Here is a 15649-nt window from a genome sequence, read left to right on the forward strand (position 1 = left end):
CTCAGCGCTCCTTCACCTTGTTGAGGTATTTGACGTAGATGTTGGTGATCGCCAGCACCATGATCAGCACGATATAGGCGAGCGCGCAGGAGCGTCCCGTCTGCCACTCCTGGAACGCCATCTTGTAAAGCCGGATCGAGATCAGCTCGGCCGTCGGCTGGGTGGTCAGGATGTAGGCGAGGTCGAAGGTCTTGAACGCTTCCATGGTGCGGAAGATGACGGCGATCATCAGGATCGGCGCGACCAGCGGCAGCGTGATGCGAAAGAAAGTATAGAATGGCCCGGCGCGGTCGATCGCGGCGGCTTCGTAGAGATGCTTCGGCACCGCAGACAGGCCGGCCAGCGACAGCAGCATGACGAAGGGCGACCACATCCAGATATCGGTCAGCGCGACGGCATAGAGCGCCATCTTCGGATCCGACAGCCATTCGAAGGTGCCGAGGCCGAGCGCGTAGTTGATGATGCCGAAGGATGGGTCGTAGAGCAGCTTCCAGAACAGGCCGACGACCGCCATCGACAGCATCATCGGCAGCAGCAGAAGCGTCGTCAGCAACCCCTTCAGCGGGATGTCACGATTGAGCAGCATCGCCACGCCGAAACCGACCAGCAACTGGCCGGCGACCGAGATGATGACGTACTTCGCGGTGATGGCGAAGTTGGACCACACATAGGGATCATTGAGCAGGTCGCGATAGTTCTGCAGCCCGACGAAATTCGCCGATGCGTTGGTCGACGCGCGAAAATCGGTGAAGGAATAGCCGAGCGAATAGATCAGCGGAAAGATGTTGAAGACGATCAGGAACAGGACCGTCGGGATGATGAAGAGGTTGCGGATCGAAATGTCGCTGAGGCCGCGCGCGGCCGCTCTTGAAGACCTGTCCAGTGTGGTGATCATCGTGGTCGCCAAGACCCTGCTCCCGTTTGCAGAAAAAGAAACGGAGGAGGCACCAACGCCTCCTCCGTGCATGATTGTTTACTGACCGCGGCCGTACTTCTTGAAGGTCGCGTTCCAGTCGGCGGCCAAGGCGTCCAGCGTTTCCTTGGCGGTGCCTTGACCGCCGATCATGTAGGGATAGACGCGCTGGTTGAGCTGCTGCAGCAGTTCGGCGTATTCCGGCACCGCCCAGAAGTCCTTCACCTTGAACATGGTCTCGTAGAAGGCCTTGTTGTAAGGTGTGGCGTTCTGGAATTCCGGCGACTTGAGCACCGCCGCGCTGCAGGTGTAGCCGCCAAGCGCTGCCCACTTCTTCTGGGTCTCGTCCTTGATGAACCATTCAAGGAACTTTATCGACTCGTCCTGCTTCTGTGAGTAGGACACGATCGAGATGCCTTGCCCGCCGAGCGCGGCGAACTGGTCGCCGTTCGGGCCGGGAGGATTGGCGAAGAAGCCGGTGTTCTTGGCGTTCGGGTTCGACGCTTCGTTGATCAGCGACGGAAAGAACGCAAAGTAGTTCATGCTCATCGCGGCAAGGTTTTCGGTGATCGCCTGGTTGTCTTCGACGAAGAACGCCTTGGCCCAACCTGGAGGCGTGAACTTGTAAAGCTCCTTGTAGGCGTCGAGCGCTGCGACCGCCTTGTCGGAGTTGATGAAGCCATCGACCTTGTAGGTCGAATAGTCACCCAGTTCGCCACCGTAGGAGAACAGCGCGTTCTCGAAGCCCATCGCCATCGCGTCGTAGGAATTGTCGGTATAGATGGCGATGCCGTATTTTTTCTGGTCTGGTCGATAGAAGAACTCGGCGATGTCGCGCAGCGCCTTGAAATCCTTCGGCACGTCGAGATCGTAACCGTATTTGGCCTTGAAGGCTTCCTTTTCCTTCGGATCCTCGAACCAGTCCTTGCGATAGGACCAGCCGACGGCGTCGCCTTCAAGCGGAATGGCCCAGTACTTGCTGCTGCCGCCCGGATATTCGGCGTAGTACTTCACCGTCGCCGGTGCCATTACGTCGCCGACCTTGTGTTTGTTGAAGAAGTCGGTCAGGTCGACATAGTGGCCACCGGTCGAGCCGGCACCGAGCCACTGCGAGTCGCCGACGACCATATCATAGGCGTCACCATGGGCGTTGAACTCGGTAAAGGCCTTGGTCTGGAAGTCGGGCCACGGTGTGGTTTCCACGGTGATCTTGACGCCGGTTTCCTTCTCGTACTCGTTACCGAGTTCCTGCAGATAATTGGCAGGATCCCATTCCGCCCAGAAGATGGTGAGCGACTTTTCCTGCGCGTAGACGGACGTTCCGCAGGCAAGCGTTAAGCCGATACCAGCAAGCACGCTGGTCACTAACTTGCGCATAATGATTTCCTCCCTTGTGCGCATTCTACCCTGTCATGCGAGCCGGCGACGCAGCCGACTCTGGTAGTTCCTCCGTAATCGCACCTTTCCGGTTCTGGGCCTCCTCACCCTGCCGGAAAATGGATCGCAGCCCTCACGTTCGATCCACTTTTCTTATCCAATCTGGTATTACCAATCTTGCGTCGACGTCAAGCCCTTTCTTGAGCGCCGGACTTCCTCAGGGCTCCCGGTTTTAGACATTATCTGCCTGTTTTCGCATCATTTTCCTACTCAGTGATACACGGAGGTGTTGCGTGGGTTCTCAAGCAGGAGATAATATTGATAGTCGGCATGCAAATCTGGTCGAACCAGATGGCTTCTATTCCGCGACTGCCGTTGCACCGATGCCGCCTCCTTCATCGACCGATTCAGCGATCGCCGCACGCACCAGCGCAGCAGCCGCCCATTGCGCGACCGACATCGTCCGGCGGCTGTCCAGCCCCCAGATATCCTTGAGCACGATCAGCACCTCGACGCCGAAGATCAGCGACAGCGCCTGTGCCAGCCGCTTGAAGTCGCGCGGCGGCATGCGACCCTTGAGTGGGGCGATCGCCTCCTTCAGCAAGTCGACGCGATGACCGCGCGTGAAGGCCGGCTCGCCACCCAAAGTGCCAGCCTGACGCCTCGCCCACTGATCGAGCGACAGCTTCAGCGCCGCCTTGAACGTCGCCTCGAAGGCCTCGATGCGCGGGATGGCCGTGTCGAACAGTTCGGCGACCCGGCGCCCGGCATCCGCCGAGGTCGATCGCCAGGTCAGGATCGGCCCCAGCCCCTCATCGACGACGGCCTGCACCAGTGCCGCCTGGCTGGGGAAATAGCGATAGGCGGTGGCGCGGGAAACTTCCGCCGCTTCCGCCACCTCGCTGACCGACGGCGTGACGCCCGCCTGCATCAACCGCGTCGCCGTCTCCAGCATCAGCCGTTTTGTGCGTGCGCGCGGACCGCGCTCGGCTCTCTCACCGAGGTCATCGCTCGCGGCGGCGGCTTGTTGACGTGAGACATCCATGTCAGTACGATACGCGCGTCTCAAAAATTTGCAATGGCCTGGGAACGCCCCATGAAGCGCATCTATGTCGTGGGCACCGCCGACACCAAGGGCGAGGAACTCGCCTTCCTGGCCGACGCGATCGCCGCCACCGGCGCCGCAGTTTCCCGTATCGACGTCGGAACGCGCGACGCGACAGTCCTCGCCGACGTCACCGCGAAGGAAATTGCCAGCCATCATCCTGCCGGCGGCACAGCCGTGCTCGGCGGCAATGACCGTGGCGCCGCGGTCGCGGCGATGGGCCTCGCCTTCACCCGCTTCGTCCAGACGCGCGGCGACATTGCCGCAATCATTGGCATTGGTGGTGGTGGCGGCACCTCGATCATCACCTCAGGCATGCGCGCGCTGCCGCTCGGCCTGCCCAAGATCATGGTCTCGACGCTCGCCTCCGGCGACACGTCCGCCTATGTCGACGTTTCCGACATCATCATGATGCCATCGGTGACAGACATGGCCGGGCTGAACCGGCTCTCCCGCGTCGTGCTGCACAATGCCGCCCAGGCGATATCGGGCATGGCGGCGAGGCCAGCGCCAGCTCCCGACGGCAAGCCATCGATCGGGCTCACAATGTTCGGCGTCACCACGCCTTGCGTGACCGCCATCGCCGACCAGCTTCGCTCCGCATATGACTGCATGGTCTTCCACGCCACCGGCACCGGCGGCCGCACCATGGAGAAACTGGCCGACAGTGGCCTGCTATCCGGGATCATCGACATAACCACGACCGAAGTCTGCGACCTCCTGTTCGGCGGCGTGCTGCCGGCAACGCAGGACCGTTTCGGCACGATCGCCCGCACCGGCCTGCCATATGTCGGCTCGGTCGGCGCGCTCGACATGGTCAATTTCTGGGCACCGGCGACCATTCCGGAACACCATCGCGGAAGGCTGTTCTACGAACACAACCCGAACGTCACGCTGATGCGCACCACAGCGGACGAATGCCGTGCGATCGGCGAATGGATCGGCACCAGGCTCGCCACCTGCGACGGGCCGCTGCATTTTCTGATCCCGGAAAAGGGCGTCTCCGCGCTCGACATTGAAGGCGGCGCCTTCTTCGATCCGGAGGCCGACGCCGTCCTGTTCGAAGCCATCGAGCGCGCCATCAAGCCGAGCGCGACGCGCCGCGTTACCCGCCTGCCTCTGCACATCAACGACCCCGAATTCGCCAAGGCCGCGGTCGCTGCCTTTCTTGATATCGCCAGACAGTGAGATCCAGGACATGCCAGCAATACCGCGCAAGGACATATTGAAGAAATTCCGGGGAATGATCGACAAAGGCGTGCCGATCGTCGGCGGCGGCGCCGGCACCGGGCTCTCTGCCAAGGCCGAGGAGGCCGGCGGCATCGATCTCATCATCATCTACAATTCCGGCCGCTATCGCATGGCCGGACGCGGCTCGGCCGCCGGCCTGCTCGCCTATGGCAACGCCAACGAGATCGTCAAGGAAATGGCCTACGAGGTGTTACCGGTGGTCAGACACACGCCCGTGCTGGCCGGCGTCAACGGCACTGATCCCTTCGTCATCATGCCGCTGCTCCTCGCCGAACTGAAGACGATGGGCTTTTCCGGCGTGCAGAACTTTCCAAGCATCGGCCTGTTCGACGGCACCATGCGGCAGAGCTTCGAGGAAACGGGCATGGGTTTTGGACTCGAGGTCGACATGATCGCCGAGGCGCACAAGCTCGACCTGCTGACCACGCCCTATGTCTTCAACCCGGACGAGGCCCGCGCCATGACCAAGGCCGGCGCCGACATCGTCGTCGCCCATATGGGCGTGACGACGGGGGGCTCGATCGGTGCCACCTCGGCCAAGTCACTCGACGATTGCGTGGTCGAGATCGACGCCATCGCCGAAGCGGCGCGCTCGGTGCGCAAGGACGTCATCCTGCTTTGCCACGGCGGCCCGATCTCGATGCCGGATGACGCGCGCTACATTCTGGACCGATGCAAGGGCCTGCATGGTTTCTATGGCGCAAGCTCGATGGAGCGGCTGCCGGCGGAAGCTGCGATCGCCAGGCAGACAGCCGATTTCAAGGCCGTCACGCTTGGCCGCGAAAAAACAGCTGCGAAGAAAAAGAAGGGGTGAGAGAGATGACCGACAAGAGCAAGGTGTTTGTCTATCCGAAGGACGTCAGCGCCTTCTGTTTCGACTGGGGAAAATTGTCGCTGACGGTCGCTCCGGAAGTGAACGGCGCCACCCGCTTTTCCGGCGGCGTCGTCGACCTGCCCTCCGGCAAGGGTCACACGCGCCACAATCATCCCGGCGCCGAGGAAATCATCTTCGTCATCTCGGGCCACGGCGAGCAGATGGTCGAGGACGAGAAGGGCAATCCGGTGGTCGAGAAGGTCGGCCCCGGCTGCACCATCTACGTGCCGGAGAGCCGCTTCCATTCGACGCTGAACACGGGCGACGGACCGATGCAGCTTTTCGTCGTTTACTCGCCCGCAGGGCCCGAACTGGTGTTGCGGGAGCTGCCGGATTTCAGGCTGCTGCCGGCGGGTGGGAAATAGCTTTCTTGGGCAGTGCCGCCCCTCATTGTCCTGCCGGACATTTCTCCCCGTAAAACGGGGAGAAAGACGCTGTCATCGACGCTTTCGCCGATCGCCGGAACTGCTCCCTTCTCACCGTTCTACGGGGAGAAGGTGCCGGCAGGCGGATGAGGGGCAGCGCCAACCTTGGGGTTCTATGAAATCCCACCCCTATTCCACCCGCGTCCCCTATCGCCAAACATCACATACCCCACGTCGGTAACAGCAAGCGTATCCTCCAGCTTGATGAAGCCGCGCGTCGGATGGAGCATGGTCGTCTCGACCGACAGCACCATGTTCTTTTCCAGCGGCTTGGCCGCATAGGTGCCTTCATAGGTGACCGGATGGTTCGTCATCAGGAACGGCGCCTCATGCGTGATCAGGCCCATGCCATGGGCGAAGAAATCCGTGTAGGACGCGACCTTGGATGTCTTCAGAACGCCCTCGGCATGAGAAATCATGTCGCCGCCCAGCGTGCCCGCCTTGACCTTTGAGAACGCCGCCTGCTGCACCGTCTCGACCTCGGCGAGCAGATCCTCGAGTTCGGCATCCGGTTCTCCCAGAATGCCCATGCGGCAGAGGTCGCCGATATAGCCGCGATAATTGCCTCCGGAATCGATCGACAGCACCTCGCCCTTCCTCCACGCCTGCGGTGAAGCGGCGCGATTGTGGCTGGAGCCCAGCGTGAGCAGGCAATATTCGAAATGCGCGCCGCGATTGGTCTCCTCGCGCCGCAGCTGTTCGATCATCTCGCTCTTGGTCGTGCCCTCGTGCGCCCATTGGATCGTTGCCAGCATGGAATCGGTGATCAGTTCGGAAGCGATACGCAGCTTCTCCAGCTCCGCATCGGTCTTGATGGCGCGCATGCGCTCCAGCATGTCGGTCGCATCGATCAGCTTGGCGTCCGGCAGCGCCTTGCGGATCAGCGTATAGGCATCTGATGGCAGGAAACCAGGTTCGATGCCGATGCGCGCGCCCGCCTTGCCGATCTTCTGCAGATGCTCGACGGCGAGGTTGGCGGCATCCAGCGTGCCCCAGCAGGCGGCGTGCAGGGTCGGCGTCCAGAACGGATGGTTCTGGTGCTCGCCGCCTTCCATGCGGTTGCCGATATAGGCCGCGTGGTCCGGTCCGCCTTTTTCGTAGACGACAACAGGCAGATAGCGGCTGTGACCGATCGCATCCATGGCGGCGAAGAAGATGAATTTGTAGCCGCCCAGCAGATATTGCGTGTTGTGCTTGGATGTTGCGAGCAGCACATCGATGCCGGCCTCCTCCATCAGCCGGTCGACCCTTGCCTGGTCGAACGGGATGTTGCCGACGGCACTCTTGCCTGGCGCAATGTTCATCTCTCTCTCCCTGAATTGCCTGGGATCAGCGGCTGTTCAGCTCCCGATCCCCTAGCCGTGGATCAAATCTGCACCATTTTGCCCAGCCTGGTCTAGCCAGAAATCCGCAAATGACAGCGCTGGATGGTCACCGACTTGTCATCCAATGCTTATCCGCCAAATCTGGTCCGACCAGACCGACGAATTGGACCCTTTCTTCCGAACTGGTCCAGCGGACGAAAATTTCAAAGCCAAGCAAGGATGCGCCAATTCCGTCTCTGGCGAAACCCTCGGCAAGGCTCATAATCGCCGCTGCATGGATGCAGGCGGGTTCGCCAGCGTTCGAGGGGTGTTGGCGCGCCCGGCCGGGCCGCGGAGAGGACGGAGTTCGATCATGTCAGGTTTCACGATTTCCAGACGCAAGATGCTTGCCGGCTCGGCGATGCTGCTGGCCTCCACCGCCATGCCGATATCAGGCTGGGCGCAGACACCGAAGAAGGGGGGACGGCTGGTGCTCGCCGCCGATTCCGAACCGCGCAACCTCAACCCGGCGATCGTCGCCTCCAACGGCGTCTTCTTCATCTCCAGCAAGATCGTCGAGACGCTCGCCGAAGCGTCCTTCGATGGCAAGGACGGGCTTGCGCCGCGGCTGGCGGTGAGCTGGGAAGGCGCCCCCGACGGCCTCTCCGCGACATTCAAGCTGCGCGACGGCGTCAAATGGCATGACGGCAAGCCGTTCACTTCGGCCGACGTCGCCTTCTCGGCCTTGCATATCTGGAAGCCGCTGCAAAATCTCGGCCGCACCGTCTTCAAGGACCTCGCCGCCGTCGACACCCCCGACGATCTCACCGCAGTCTTCAAATTCGCCAAGCCGACGCCGTTCCAGCTGATCCGCAACGCGCTGCCGGCGCTGAGCAGCGTCGTGCCGAAGCACATCTACGAGGTCGGCAAGATCGAGGACAATCCGGCCAACAACGCGCCAATCGGCACCGGGCCGTTCAAATTCGACGAATACAAGCCCGGCCAGTATTACCGGCTGACTAAGAACACCGATTACTGGGGCAAGGACGAGCCCTATCTCGACGAGATCATCTACCAGGTGCTGCCCGACCGCACGTCCGCGGCGAGCGCACTCGAAGCCGGGGAAATCCAGCTCGCCGCCTTCTCAGCTGTGCCGTTGGCCGATCTCGACCGCATCTCCAAAGTGCCTGGCCTGAAGGTGATCACCAAGGGCTACGAAGGGCTGACCTACCAGCTCGTCGTCGAGATCAACCATCGCCGCAAGGAGCTTGCCGATCTCAAGGTGCGCCAGGCCATTGCCCATGCCATCGATAAGGATTTCGTCGTCAAGACGGTATTCCTCGGCTACGCCGCCACCGCCACCGGCCCGGTGCCGAAGAACGACCCGCAGTTCTACACAGCCAACGTGCCGACCTATCCGTTCGACGTCGCCAAGGCCAACGCGCTGCTCGACGAGGCGGGTTACAAGAAGGGTGCCGACGGCAAGCGCTTTTCGCTCAAGCTCCTGCCGGCGCCATATTTCAACGAGACCAAGCAATTCGGCGACTATCTGCGCCAGGCGCTGGCCGCCATCGGCATCGACGCCCAGCTGGTCAACAACGACTCGGCCGCGCATATCAAGGCGGTCTACACCGACCACGCCTTCGACCTCGCGGTTGGCCCACCGGTATTCCGCGGCGACCCGGCGATCTCGACCACTATTCTGATGCAAAGCGGCATTCCCGACGGCGTGCCCTTCTCCAACCAGGGCGGCTACAAGAACGACGCGCTCGATGCGCTGATCACCAAGGCCTCCGAAACGCTCGACACATCGGCCCGCACCGATCTCTACAAGGAATTCCAGAAGGAGGTCGCCGCCGACCTGCCGCTGATCAACGTCGCCGAATGGAGCTTCATCAGCGTCGCCCGTGACACGGTCGGCAACATCGCCAACAATCCGCGCTGGGCGGTCTCGAACTGGGCGGACACCTATCTGGAATCGTGACACATTTGCGCGGATGAGAATTCGCGGAATTGTCATGAGCATAGCGTTCTACGAGGCCCCCCTCTGTCCTGCCGGACATCTCCCCCTCAAGGAGGGAGATTGGCTGGCAGCACCGTCGGCTGATTTTCTTGCGGCGTCGAAGGTTGGCGAAACCATAGATGACTTCCGATCTCCCCCCTTGAGGGGGAGATGTCCGGCAGGACAGAGGGGGGCACACGCGCGCGACGTTTCTGTTCGTCGTCGCGCGCTGCCGACGCCCCCATGACCCGCGCCCTCGCCCTTCTCCGCCGTCGCCTCGTCGGCAGCGTCTTCGTGCTGCTGATCGTCGTCATCGGCACCTTCCTGCTGCTCGAGGCGGCGCCGGGCGACGCGGTCGACGCCTATATTGTCTCGACCGGCGGCGATGCCGGCATGATCGAGCTGCTGCGTCATCGCTGGGGCCTCGACCAGTCGGAACTGGCGCGGCTCGCCAACTATCTCTGGGCGCTGCTGCATCTCGATCTCGGCCAGTCGGTGACCTTCTCCAGGCCGATCCGCGACGTCATCCTCGAGCGCCTGCCCAACACGCTGCTCCTGATGGTCAGCGCCACAGCACTATCCTTCGGGCTCGGCTCGGCACTTGGCATCTATGCCGGCGCGCGCCCCGGCAGCTTGCGCGACCGCTTCCTGTCGATCGGCTCGCTGGCGCTCTACGCCGTGCCGGGCTTCTGGCTCGGCCTGGCGCTGATCATCGTCTTTGCCGTCGGCCTGCGTTGGCTGCCGATCGGCGGTATCGAAACCCTGGCCTCCGACAAGACCGGCCTCGACCGCGCCGCCGACATCGGCATCCATCTCGTCCTGCCGGTTTCCGCCCTCGGCTTCATCTATCTGGCGCTCTATCTGCGTATGATGCGCGCCGGCATGGCCGAGGTCTGGCGGCAGGATTTCGTGCTCGCCGTCCGCGCCAGAGGGCTTTCGCGCCGCCGCATCGTGCTCGCCCATGTCGCCCGCAACGCGCTGCTGCCGCTGGTCACCATGCTCGGCCTGCAATCGGCGCAGATGCTGGGGGGCAGCGTCGTCATCGAGAGCGTCTTTTCCGTGCCCGGCCTCGGCCGGCTGGCGCAGGAAGCGGTGGCTTCGCGCGACACACCCCTGCTGCTCGGCATCATCTTGGTCAGCGCCGTGCTGGTCATCGCCATCAACCTGCTCGTCGACATCGCCTATGCGTTCCTCGATCCGCGCGTCGGCGCCAGCGAGGCCGGTGCATGATCCCGCTGCGTCGTTTTCTGCACACGCCGGAGGCGATTGCTGGCGCCATCCTCCTGACGGCACTGTTCGCCATGGCGCTGTCGGCGTCGCTGCTGTTCCCAGGCGACCCACAAGCCATTGCCGGGCCGGCGCTGTTGCCACCCTTCCAGGATTGGTCGCTGCCGCTCGGCACCGACCGGCTCGGCCGCGACGTGCTGGCCGAACTGTTCCACGGCGCCCGCACCTCGCTGGCCGTCGGCCTCGCGGCGGCAGCGGCTGCACTTGCTGTCGGTGCAGTGGTCGGCACGCTGGCAGGCTTTGCCGGCGGTCTTGTCGACGAGATGCTGATGCGCACAACCGACGCCTTCCAGACGGTGCCGAGCTTCCTGCTGGCGCTGGCCTTCGTAAGCGTCGTTGGCCCGTCACTCGGCGTCGTCGTGATCGCCATCGCGCTCGGCACCTGGACCGGCCCGGCTCGAGTTGCCCGCGCGGAAGTCCTCTCCATTCGCGAGCGCGATTATGTCGCCAGCGCCCGCGCCGTCGGCATGCATCCGCTCGAAATCGCATTTCGCGAGGTGCTGCCCAATGCGTTGCCTCCGGTATTGGCGATGTCTTCGGTGATCGTCGCGGCCGCGATCCTCACCGAAGCTGCTCTGTCATTCCTCGGCCTCGGCGACCCCAACCGGGTCACCTGGGGCGGCATGATATCGGAAGGCCGCGCCGTCCTGCGCACTGCGCCCTTCCTGTCGATCGTCCCGGGTATCGCGCTGGTACTGACCGTGCTCGGCATCTATCTCGCCGGCGAAGGCATCGTCGAGACCACAGCCGTCAGGAGAGGCCTGTCGTGACCGCGCTGGCATCGATCCGCGAGCTGACGGTGACCTACCGCCGCGACGGCCGCGAGGTGGCAGCGCTGGAGAAGATCCGCCTCGACATCATGGCTGGCGAGCGCCTGGCCATCATCGGCGAAAGCGGTTCGGGCAAGAGCACGCTCGCGCTGGCCATTGCCGGGCTGTTGCCGGGTTCGGCCACGGTTGGAGGTGGCGTGGATTGGTTCTTGCCATCGTTCGATGCCAAGGCGCCCCCCTCTGTCCTGCCGGACATCTCCCCCTCAAGGGGGGAGATTGGCAGTTCCACCGGCGTTTCCTCTCCTGCAGCCATGGTGATTGGCGAAATCAGAGATGACGGCGCAATCTCCCCCCTTGAGGGGGAGATGTCCGGCAGGACAGAGGGGGGCCTCATAGAGCGCAGAGCGCAAAAGTCCGCCTCCGGGCGGAGCCGCACACCCCTCCTCGGCCGCGACATCGGCTTCGTCTTCCAGGACCCATCCGCCAGCCTCGACCCTGTCATGACCATCGGCAAACAGATCGCCGAAGTCGCCCGCACCCATCTCGGCCTCACCTGGCCTCAGGCCTACACCAAGGCAAAAACCCTGCTCGAACGGGTTCGCCTGCCGGACCCGGACTCGGCCCTGCGCGCCTTTCCGCATCAGCTCTCGGGTGGCCAGAAGCAGCGCGTGGCGATTGCAGCCGCCATTGCGGCCGGTCCGAAATTGCTGATCGCCGACGAGGCGACCAGCGCGCTCGACACCATCGTGCAGGCCGAGATCGTCGCCTTGATCCGGCGGCTGGTGGCCGAGGATGGCATGACGCTGCTGTTCATCAGCCACGACATTGCGCTCGCCGCCGAACTCGCCGATCGCATCGCCGTGTTCCGCCACGGCAAACTGGTCGAGCTTGGCACAACGGCGCGGATTATCGGCGCCCCAAGTCAAGCCTATACACGTGTGCTGCTCGACGCCCATATCGGCCTCGATGCCGCACCGCTGTTGAACCGAAGCAGGCTCGACGCATGAGCCTGCTGGCAGTGTCCAATCTCACCAAACGCTACCGCCGGGGCGGCAAGACCGTTACAGCCGTCGACGATGTCTCTTTCCATATCGAGCCAGGCGAGACACTGGCGCTCGCCGGCCCTTCCGGCAGCGGCAAGTCGACCATCGCGCGGCTGGCGCTGCGCCTGATCGAGCCGGATGCCGGCGGCATTGAATTCGAAGGCGATGATTTCCTGGCCTTGAGTGGTTCCCCACTACGTGCCCGTCGCGCACGTTTGCAAATGGTTTTCCAGGATCCGCTTGCCGCCTTCAATCCCCGCGCCACGGTGGCGCGTGTGCTCGACGATCCCTTGCGCATTCATGGTATCGCTTCCCGTTCCGAGCGCCCGCGCCGCATCGCCGCCTTGCTGGAGCGCGTCGGGCTGTCGGCCGGTCTAGCGCCGCGCGCCATCCATGAAATCTCCGGCGGCCAGCGCCAGCGCGTCGCCATCGCCCGGGCCATCGCCACAAAACCGTCGCTGATCGTGCTCGACGAGGCGTTGTCGGCGCTCGATGTCTCGGTGCGCGGACAGATCCTCGACCTTTTGCTCGACCTGCAAAGGCAGGAACGGATCGCCTATCTCTTCATTTCACATGATCTCGGCGTCGTCCGGACCATCGCCCACCGCGTCGTCCTTCTCGACGGCGGGCGGATTGCCGAGAGCGGCGATGCCCGCGCCATCATCGATGCCCCGCAATCGGCCGTCGGCAAGGCGCTGGTAGCGGCCACACCGAGACTCAATCGAAGCATCGGACCATGATCCCAAAAAGTGGAATCCGGTTTTCGGACAAGATCATGGTCAAACAAGAAGCCAGGAAGCAACATGACCGACCCCCAAGCCAGAGCCGAGAAACTGTCGCGCGAACTCGATTCCGCCTTCCGCAACCGCGCCGATCTCTACCGCCTGTTGCTCGATGAGCTGACCGGAGAGCTGGGTGCCGAAAAGGCCGAGGCGATCATGATCCGCGCCATCGAGCAGCGCGGCAAGGAAGTGGCGGCAGCCGCTTTCGCCAGCTTCGGCGCCAACGACGCACGCGCCATCGGCGAGGCCTTCCTGGCCGTCAGCCCGGATGGCGGCCTGATGTATCCGACCGATGTCGAACGCGGCGACAACCGCATCGCCTTCAAGGTGAAGCGCTGTCCGTTGAAGGATGCCTGGGTCGAGGCCGGCGTTGGCGACCAAAAACTCGCCACGCTCTGCCGCATCGCCGGCGCGTTCGATCGCGGCCTGTTCGAGGCGACCGGAGTGCGTTTCGACAACGTCACCTGGACGCCGGGTCACGGTCCGGGATGCTGCCACATTGCGCTGACCAACCGGGACGCACGCTAGGCATCGACGGCCCAAGGTGTGTTGAGATTCAGGTCAGGCCGAGTCGAAAACGATGGCTTCCGAGAACCGGAGCGGAGCGTACTAAAGTACGTGAGCACCGGAAGCGCAGGAAGCCATCGTTTGTAGGCCGGCATCACCTGAATATCGATGCACCTTAACCGCCGACCATCAACTTGACGACCTCGTCATGGTTGGTCTCGGAAATCTTGCGCTCGCCGGCCTGGATGCCGCGCCGCAGCACGACGATGCGGTCCGAAACCGCAAAGATGTCCTGCAGATTGTGCGAGATGAAGATCACGCCGCGCCCCTGCGCCTTGAGCTGGTGGATGAGCGAAATCACCTTGCGCTGTTCCGGCACGCCAAGGGCGGCGGTCGGCTCGTCCATGATCAGGATCTGCGCGTCCCAGTAGACGGCGCGGCCGATGGCGACGGCCTGGCGCTGGCCGCCGGAGAAATTGCTGACCGGGGCCTCGAGCCGGCTGACATGGAAATCCAGCCGCCTCATCGTTTCCTTGGCCGCCGTCGCCATCGCCTTGCGATCGAGCACTGGCAGGAAGCCGAACGCCTTGCGCATCGGCTCGCGGCCAAGGAAGATGTTGGCGCCGATCGACAGATTGTCGGCGAGCGCGAGATCCTGGTAGATCGTCTCGATGCCCTTTTCGCGCGCTTCCTGCGGCGTCGCGAAAGTCACCGGCTGGCCTCTGAGCAGGATTTCGCCGCCCGTCGGCTGGAACACCCCCGATATCGCCTTGATCAGCGTCGTCTTGCCGGCGCCGTTGTCGCCGGCAAGCGCCACCACTTCGCCCGGCCGCACGGCCATGGAGAAGTCGTTCAGCGCACGCACGGCGCCGAAGTGCTTGGACAGGTTGCGGACTTCCAGCAGGGGGCCGTTCTGGTTGGTGCTATTCATCCTGACGGGCTCCACTGAACCGGCGCTGCGCCTGGTCGATAAGGACGGAAATGATGATGACGACACCGACCGCTATGAACTGCCAGAACGGCTCGACATTGACGAAGACCAGCCCGTACTGGATGACCGCGATCACCAGCGCGCCGGCGACCGTGCCGAAGATGGTGCCGGAGCCGCCGAACAGGCTGGCGCCGCCGATCACCACCGCCGCGACGCTGTCGAGCAGCAAGGGCTCGCCGGCTTGCGCCGCACCCGCGGTGAAGCGCGCGGCATAGAGTGCGCCGCCAAGGCCCGCGCACATCGCCGACAGCACATAGAGCCGCAATATGTGGCCCCTGATGTCGATGCCGGCGCGGCGCGCCGCCTGCACATTGGCGCCGATGGCGTAATTGTGCTGGCCGAACCGGGTCTGGCTAAGCAGGTAGTGCATCACGACGACGAAGATTGCGGCGATCAACACCAGATAGGGTACGCCGTAGATCTTGCCGTTGCCGAGCAGCGCGAACCACGAATTCTGCACCGGCACCGTCGTGCCGCCGGCAAGCAGGAAGGCGGCGCCGCGCGCGACGCCGAACATGCCGAGCGTGCCGATGAAAGGCGGGACCTTGAGGCGCGAAATCAGCAGCCCGTTGATGACGCCCGGCACGCCGGCAACGATCACCGAGGCAAGGATGCCCGCCAGCATGGCCAGCGGCAAGGGGATGGCCGCGCCCGCCATATTGGTGGCATGCGCGGCGATGACAGCGGCAAGACCCATAATGAAGCCGAGCGACAGGTCGATGCCGCCGGAAATGATGACGAAGGTCTGGCCCGTCGCTAGCAGCAGCGGCGCCACGGCGAATATCGCGATGGACTGCAGGTTGAACGGGTTGAGCACGAAGGTCGCGCCGAAGGCGAACCTCGACCAGACCTCGAAACAGATGAGCAGGCCGGCGAGGAACAGCCAGGCACGCCCTTCCGCGATGCGCGCGATCAGGCTCCTGGCGGGGTCGCCGTGATCGGCCTGGGGGGCGACATGTTTCTCGGCCGGCTGGGCTGGTGATGTCGAGGTCATGGATACTCCGCGGCGCGGCTGCCA

At 63.4% G+C, this 15649-nt stretch carries 15 protein-coding genes; 9 read left to right on the forward strand and 6 right to left on the reverse strand.

Features of this window, described 5'->3' with window-relative positions; all coding sequences use genetic code 11:
- Position 1: 1 nt before the first annotated feature.
- The 3 genes from JT360_RS20910 to JT360_RS20920 all read right to left on the reverse strand — a co-directional run bounded on the left by JT360_RS20910 (position 2) and on the right by JT360_RS20920 (position 3335).
- The gene (locus JT360_RS20910; protein ID WP_214473642.1) at positions 2-907 is read right to left on the reverse strand and encodes a carbohydrate ABC transporter permease; all 906 of its coding nucleotides are present in this window, start codon (positions 905-907) and stop codon (positions 2-4) included.
- Between the two features lie 66 nt (positions 908-973).
- Positions 974-2290 (reverse strand): ABC transporter substrate-binding protein, encoded by a 1317-nt coding sequence (locus JT360_RS20915; RefSeq protein WP_214473643.1) that lies wholly within the window; start codon positions 2288-2290, stop codon positions 974-976.
- Between the two features lie 358 nt (positions 2291-2648).
- Positions 2649-3335, reverse strand: a complete 687-nt coding sequence (locus JT360_RS20920; RefSeq protein ID WP_214473644.1) for a TetR/AcrR family transcriptional regulator — start codon at positions 3333-3335, stop codon at positions 2649-2651.
- 51 nt (positions 3336-3386) lie between these two features.
- Here JT360_RS20920 and JT360_RS20925 point away from each other — a divergent pair, with 51 nt between their 5' ends.
- Genes JT360_RS20925 through JT360_RS20935 form a run of 3 tightly spaced genes read left to right on the forward strand, consistent with a single transcriptional unit; the run spans position 3387 to position 5885 of the window.
- Positions 3387-4583, forward strand: a complete 1197-nt coding sequence (locus JT360_RS20925) for a Tm-1-like ATP-binding domain-containing protein (protein ID WP_214473645.1) — start codon at positions 3387-3389, stop codon at positions 4581-4583.
- A gap of 10 nt (positions 4584-4593) precedes the next feature.
- Positions 4594-5460 carry a phosphoenolpyruvate hydrolase family protein gene (locus JT360_RS20930; protein WP_214473646.1) on the forward strand — a complete coding sequence of 289 codons (867 nt, stop codon included), beginning with the start codon at positions 4594-4596 and terminating at the stop codon, positions 5458-5460.
- Between the two features lie 5 nt (positions 5461-5465).
- The gene (locus tag JT360_RS20935; RefSeq protein ID WP_214473647.1) at positions 5466-5885 is read left to right on the forward strand and encodes a cupin domain-containing protein; all 420 of its coding nucleotides are present in this window, start codon (positions 5466-5468) and stop codon (positions 5883-5885) included.
- Positions 5886-6058: 173 nt separating this feature from the next.
- Here the strand turns inward: JT360_RS20935 and JT360_RS20940 are convergent, their stop codons facing one another.
- On the reverse strand, positions 6059-7249 hold the full coding sequence (locus JT360_RS20940; protein ID WP_214473648.1) for a M24 family metallopeptidase: 1191 nt from the start codon (positions 7247-7249) through the stop codon (positions 6059-6061).
- A 373-nt stretch (positions 7250-7622) separates the two neighbouring features.
- On the opposite strand from JT360_RS20940, the gene JT360_RS20945 reads away from it, so the two are divergent.
- The 6 genes from JT360_RS20945 to JT360_RS20970 all read left to right on the forward strand — a co-directional run bounded on the left by JT360_RS20945 (position 7623) and on the right by JT360_RS20970 (position 13661).
- The gene (locus JT360_RS20945) at positions 7623-9233 is read left to right on the forward strand and encodes an ABC transporter substrate-binding protein (RefSeq protein ID WP_214473649.1); all 1611 of its coding nucleotides are present in this window, start codon (positions 7623-7625) and stop codon (positions 9231-9233) included.
- A 261-nt stretch (positions 9234-9494) separates the two neighbouring features.
- Positions 9495-10481 carry an ABC transporter permease gene (locus JT360_RS20950; RefSeq protein ID WP_214473650.1) on the forward strand — a complete coding sequence of 329 codons (987 nt, stop codon included), beginning with the start codon at positions 9495-9497 and terminating at the stop codon, positions 10479-10481.
- Positions 10478-11308, forward strand: a complete 831-nt coding sequence (locus tag JT360_RS20955) for an ABC transporter permease (RefSeq protein WP_214473651.1) — start codon at positions 10478-10480, stop codon at positions 11306-11308. The genes JT360_RS20950 and JT360_RS20955 overlap by 4 nt, the downstream gene beginning before the upstream one ends.
- Positions 11305-12315 carry an ABC transporter ATP-binding protein gene (locus JT360_RS20960; RefSeq protein WP_214473652.1) on the forward strand — a complete coding sequence of 337 codons (1011 nt, stop codon included), beginning with the start codon at positions 11305-11307 and terminating at the stop codon, positions 12313-12315. Before JT360_RS20955 ends, JT360_RS20960 begins: the two co-directional genes overlap by 4 nt.
- Positions 12312-13091 carry an ATP-binding cassette domain-containing protein gene (locus tag JT360_RS20965; RefSeq protein ID WP_214473653.1) on the forward strand — a complete coding sequence of 260 codons (780 nt, stop codon included), beginning with the start codon at positions 12312-12314 and terminating at the stop codon, positions 13089-13091. Before JT360_RS20960 ends, JT360_RS20965 begins: the two co-directional genes overlap by 4 nt.
- A gap of 63 nt (positions 13092-13154) precedes the next feature.
- Positions 13155-13661 (forward strand): L-2-amino-thiazoline-4-carboxylic acid hydrolase, encoded by a 507-nt coding sequence (locus tag JT360_RS20970; protein WP_214473654.1) that lies wholly within the window; start codon positions 13155-13157, stop codon positions 13659-13661.
- A 154-nt stretch (positions 13662-13815) separates the two neighbouring features.
- Here JT360_RS20970 and JT360_RS20975 read toward each other — a convergent pair whose 3' ends face one another.
- Both JT360_RS20975 and JT360_RS20980 read right to left on the reverse strand, forming a co-directional pair.
- On the reverse strand, positions 13816-14571 hold the full coding sequence (locus JT360_RS20975) for an ATP-binding cassette domain-containing protein (RefSeq protein WP_214473655.1): 756 nt from the start codon (positions 14569-14571) through the stop codon (positions 13816-13818).
- Positions 14564-15625 carry an ABC transporter permease subunit gene (locus JT360_RS20980; RefSeq protein ID WP_214473656.1) on the reverse strand — a complete coding sequence of 354 codons (1062 nt, stop codon included), beginning with the start codon at positions 15623-15625 and terminating at the stop codon, positions 14564-14566. Before JT360_RS20980 ends, JT360_RS20975 begins: the two co-directional genes overlap by 8 nt.
- Positions 15626-15649 lie beyond the last annotated feature (24 nt).

It is taken from the genome of Mesorhizobium sp. dw_380 (assembly GCF_018588885.1).
GTDB lineage: Bacteria > Pseudomonadota > Alphaproteobacteria > Rhizobiales > Rhizobiaceae > Mesorhizobium.

Bases quoted from the DNA above. Each gene is read 5' to 3' on its own strand.
- JT360_RS20915 (WP_214473643.1), bottom strand. From the start codon at position 2,290: ATGCGCAAGTTAGTGACCAGCGTGCTTGCTGGTATCGGCTTAACGCTT.
- JT360_RS20920 (WP_214473644.1), bottom strand. From the start codon at position 3,335: ATGGATGTCTCACGTCAACAAGCCGCCGCCGCGAGCGATGACCTCGGT.
- JT360_RS20925 (WP_214473645.1), top strand. From the start codon at position 3,387: ATGAAGCGCATCTATGTCGTGGGCACCGCCGACACCAAGGGCGAGGAA.
- JT360_RS20930 (WP_214473646.1), top strand. From the start codon at position 4,594: ATGCCAGCAATACCGCGCAAGGACATATTGAAGAAATTCCGGGGAATG.
- JT360_RS20935 (WP_214473647.1), top strand. From the start codon at position 5,466: ATGACCGACAAGAGCAAGGTGTTTGTCTATCCGAAGGACGTCAGCGCC.
- JT360_RS20940 (WP_214473648.1), bottom strand. From the start codon at position 7,249: ATGAACATTGCGCCAGGCAAGAGTGCCGTCGGCAACATCCCGTTCGAC.
- JT360_RS20945 (WP_214473649.1), top strand. From the start codon at position 7,623: ATGTCAGGTTTCACGATTTCCAGACGCAAGATGCTTGCCGGCTCGGCG.
- JT360_RS20950 (WP_214473650.1), top strand. From the start codon at position 9,495: ATGACCCGCGCCCTCGCCCTTCTCCGCCGTCGCCTCGTCGGCAGCGTC.
- JT360_RS20955 (WP_214473651.1), top strand. From the start codon at position 10,478: ATGATCCCGCTGCGTCGTTTTCTGCACACGCCGGAGGCGATTGCTGGC.
- JT360_RS20965 (WP_214473653.1), top strand. From the start codon at position 12,312: ATGAGCCTGCTGGCAGTGTCCAATCTCACCAAACGCTACCGCCGGGGC.
- JT360_RS20970 (WP_214473654.1), top strand. From the start codon at position 13,155: ATGACCGACCCCCAAGCCAGAGCCGAGAAACTGTCGCGCGAACTCGAT.
- JT360_RS20975 (WP_214473655.1), bottom strand. From the start codon at position 14,571: ATGAATAGCACCAACCAGAACGGCCCCCTGCTGGAAGTCCGCAACCTG.
- JT360_RS20980 (WP_214473656.1), bottom strand. From the start codon at position 15,625: ATGACCTCGACATCACCAGCCCAGCCGGCCGAGAAACATGTCGCCCCC.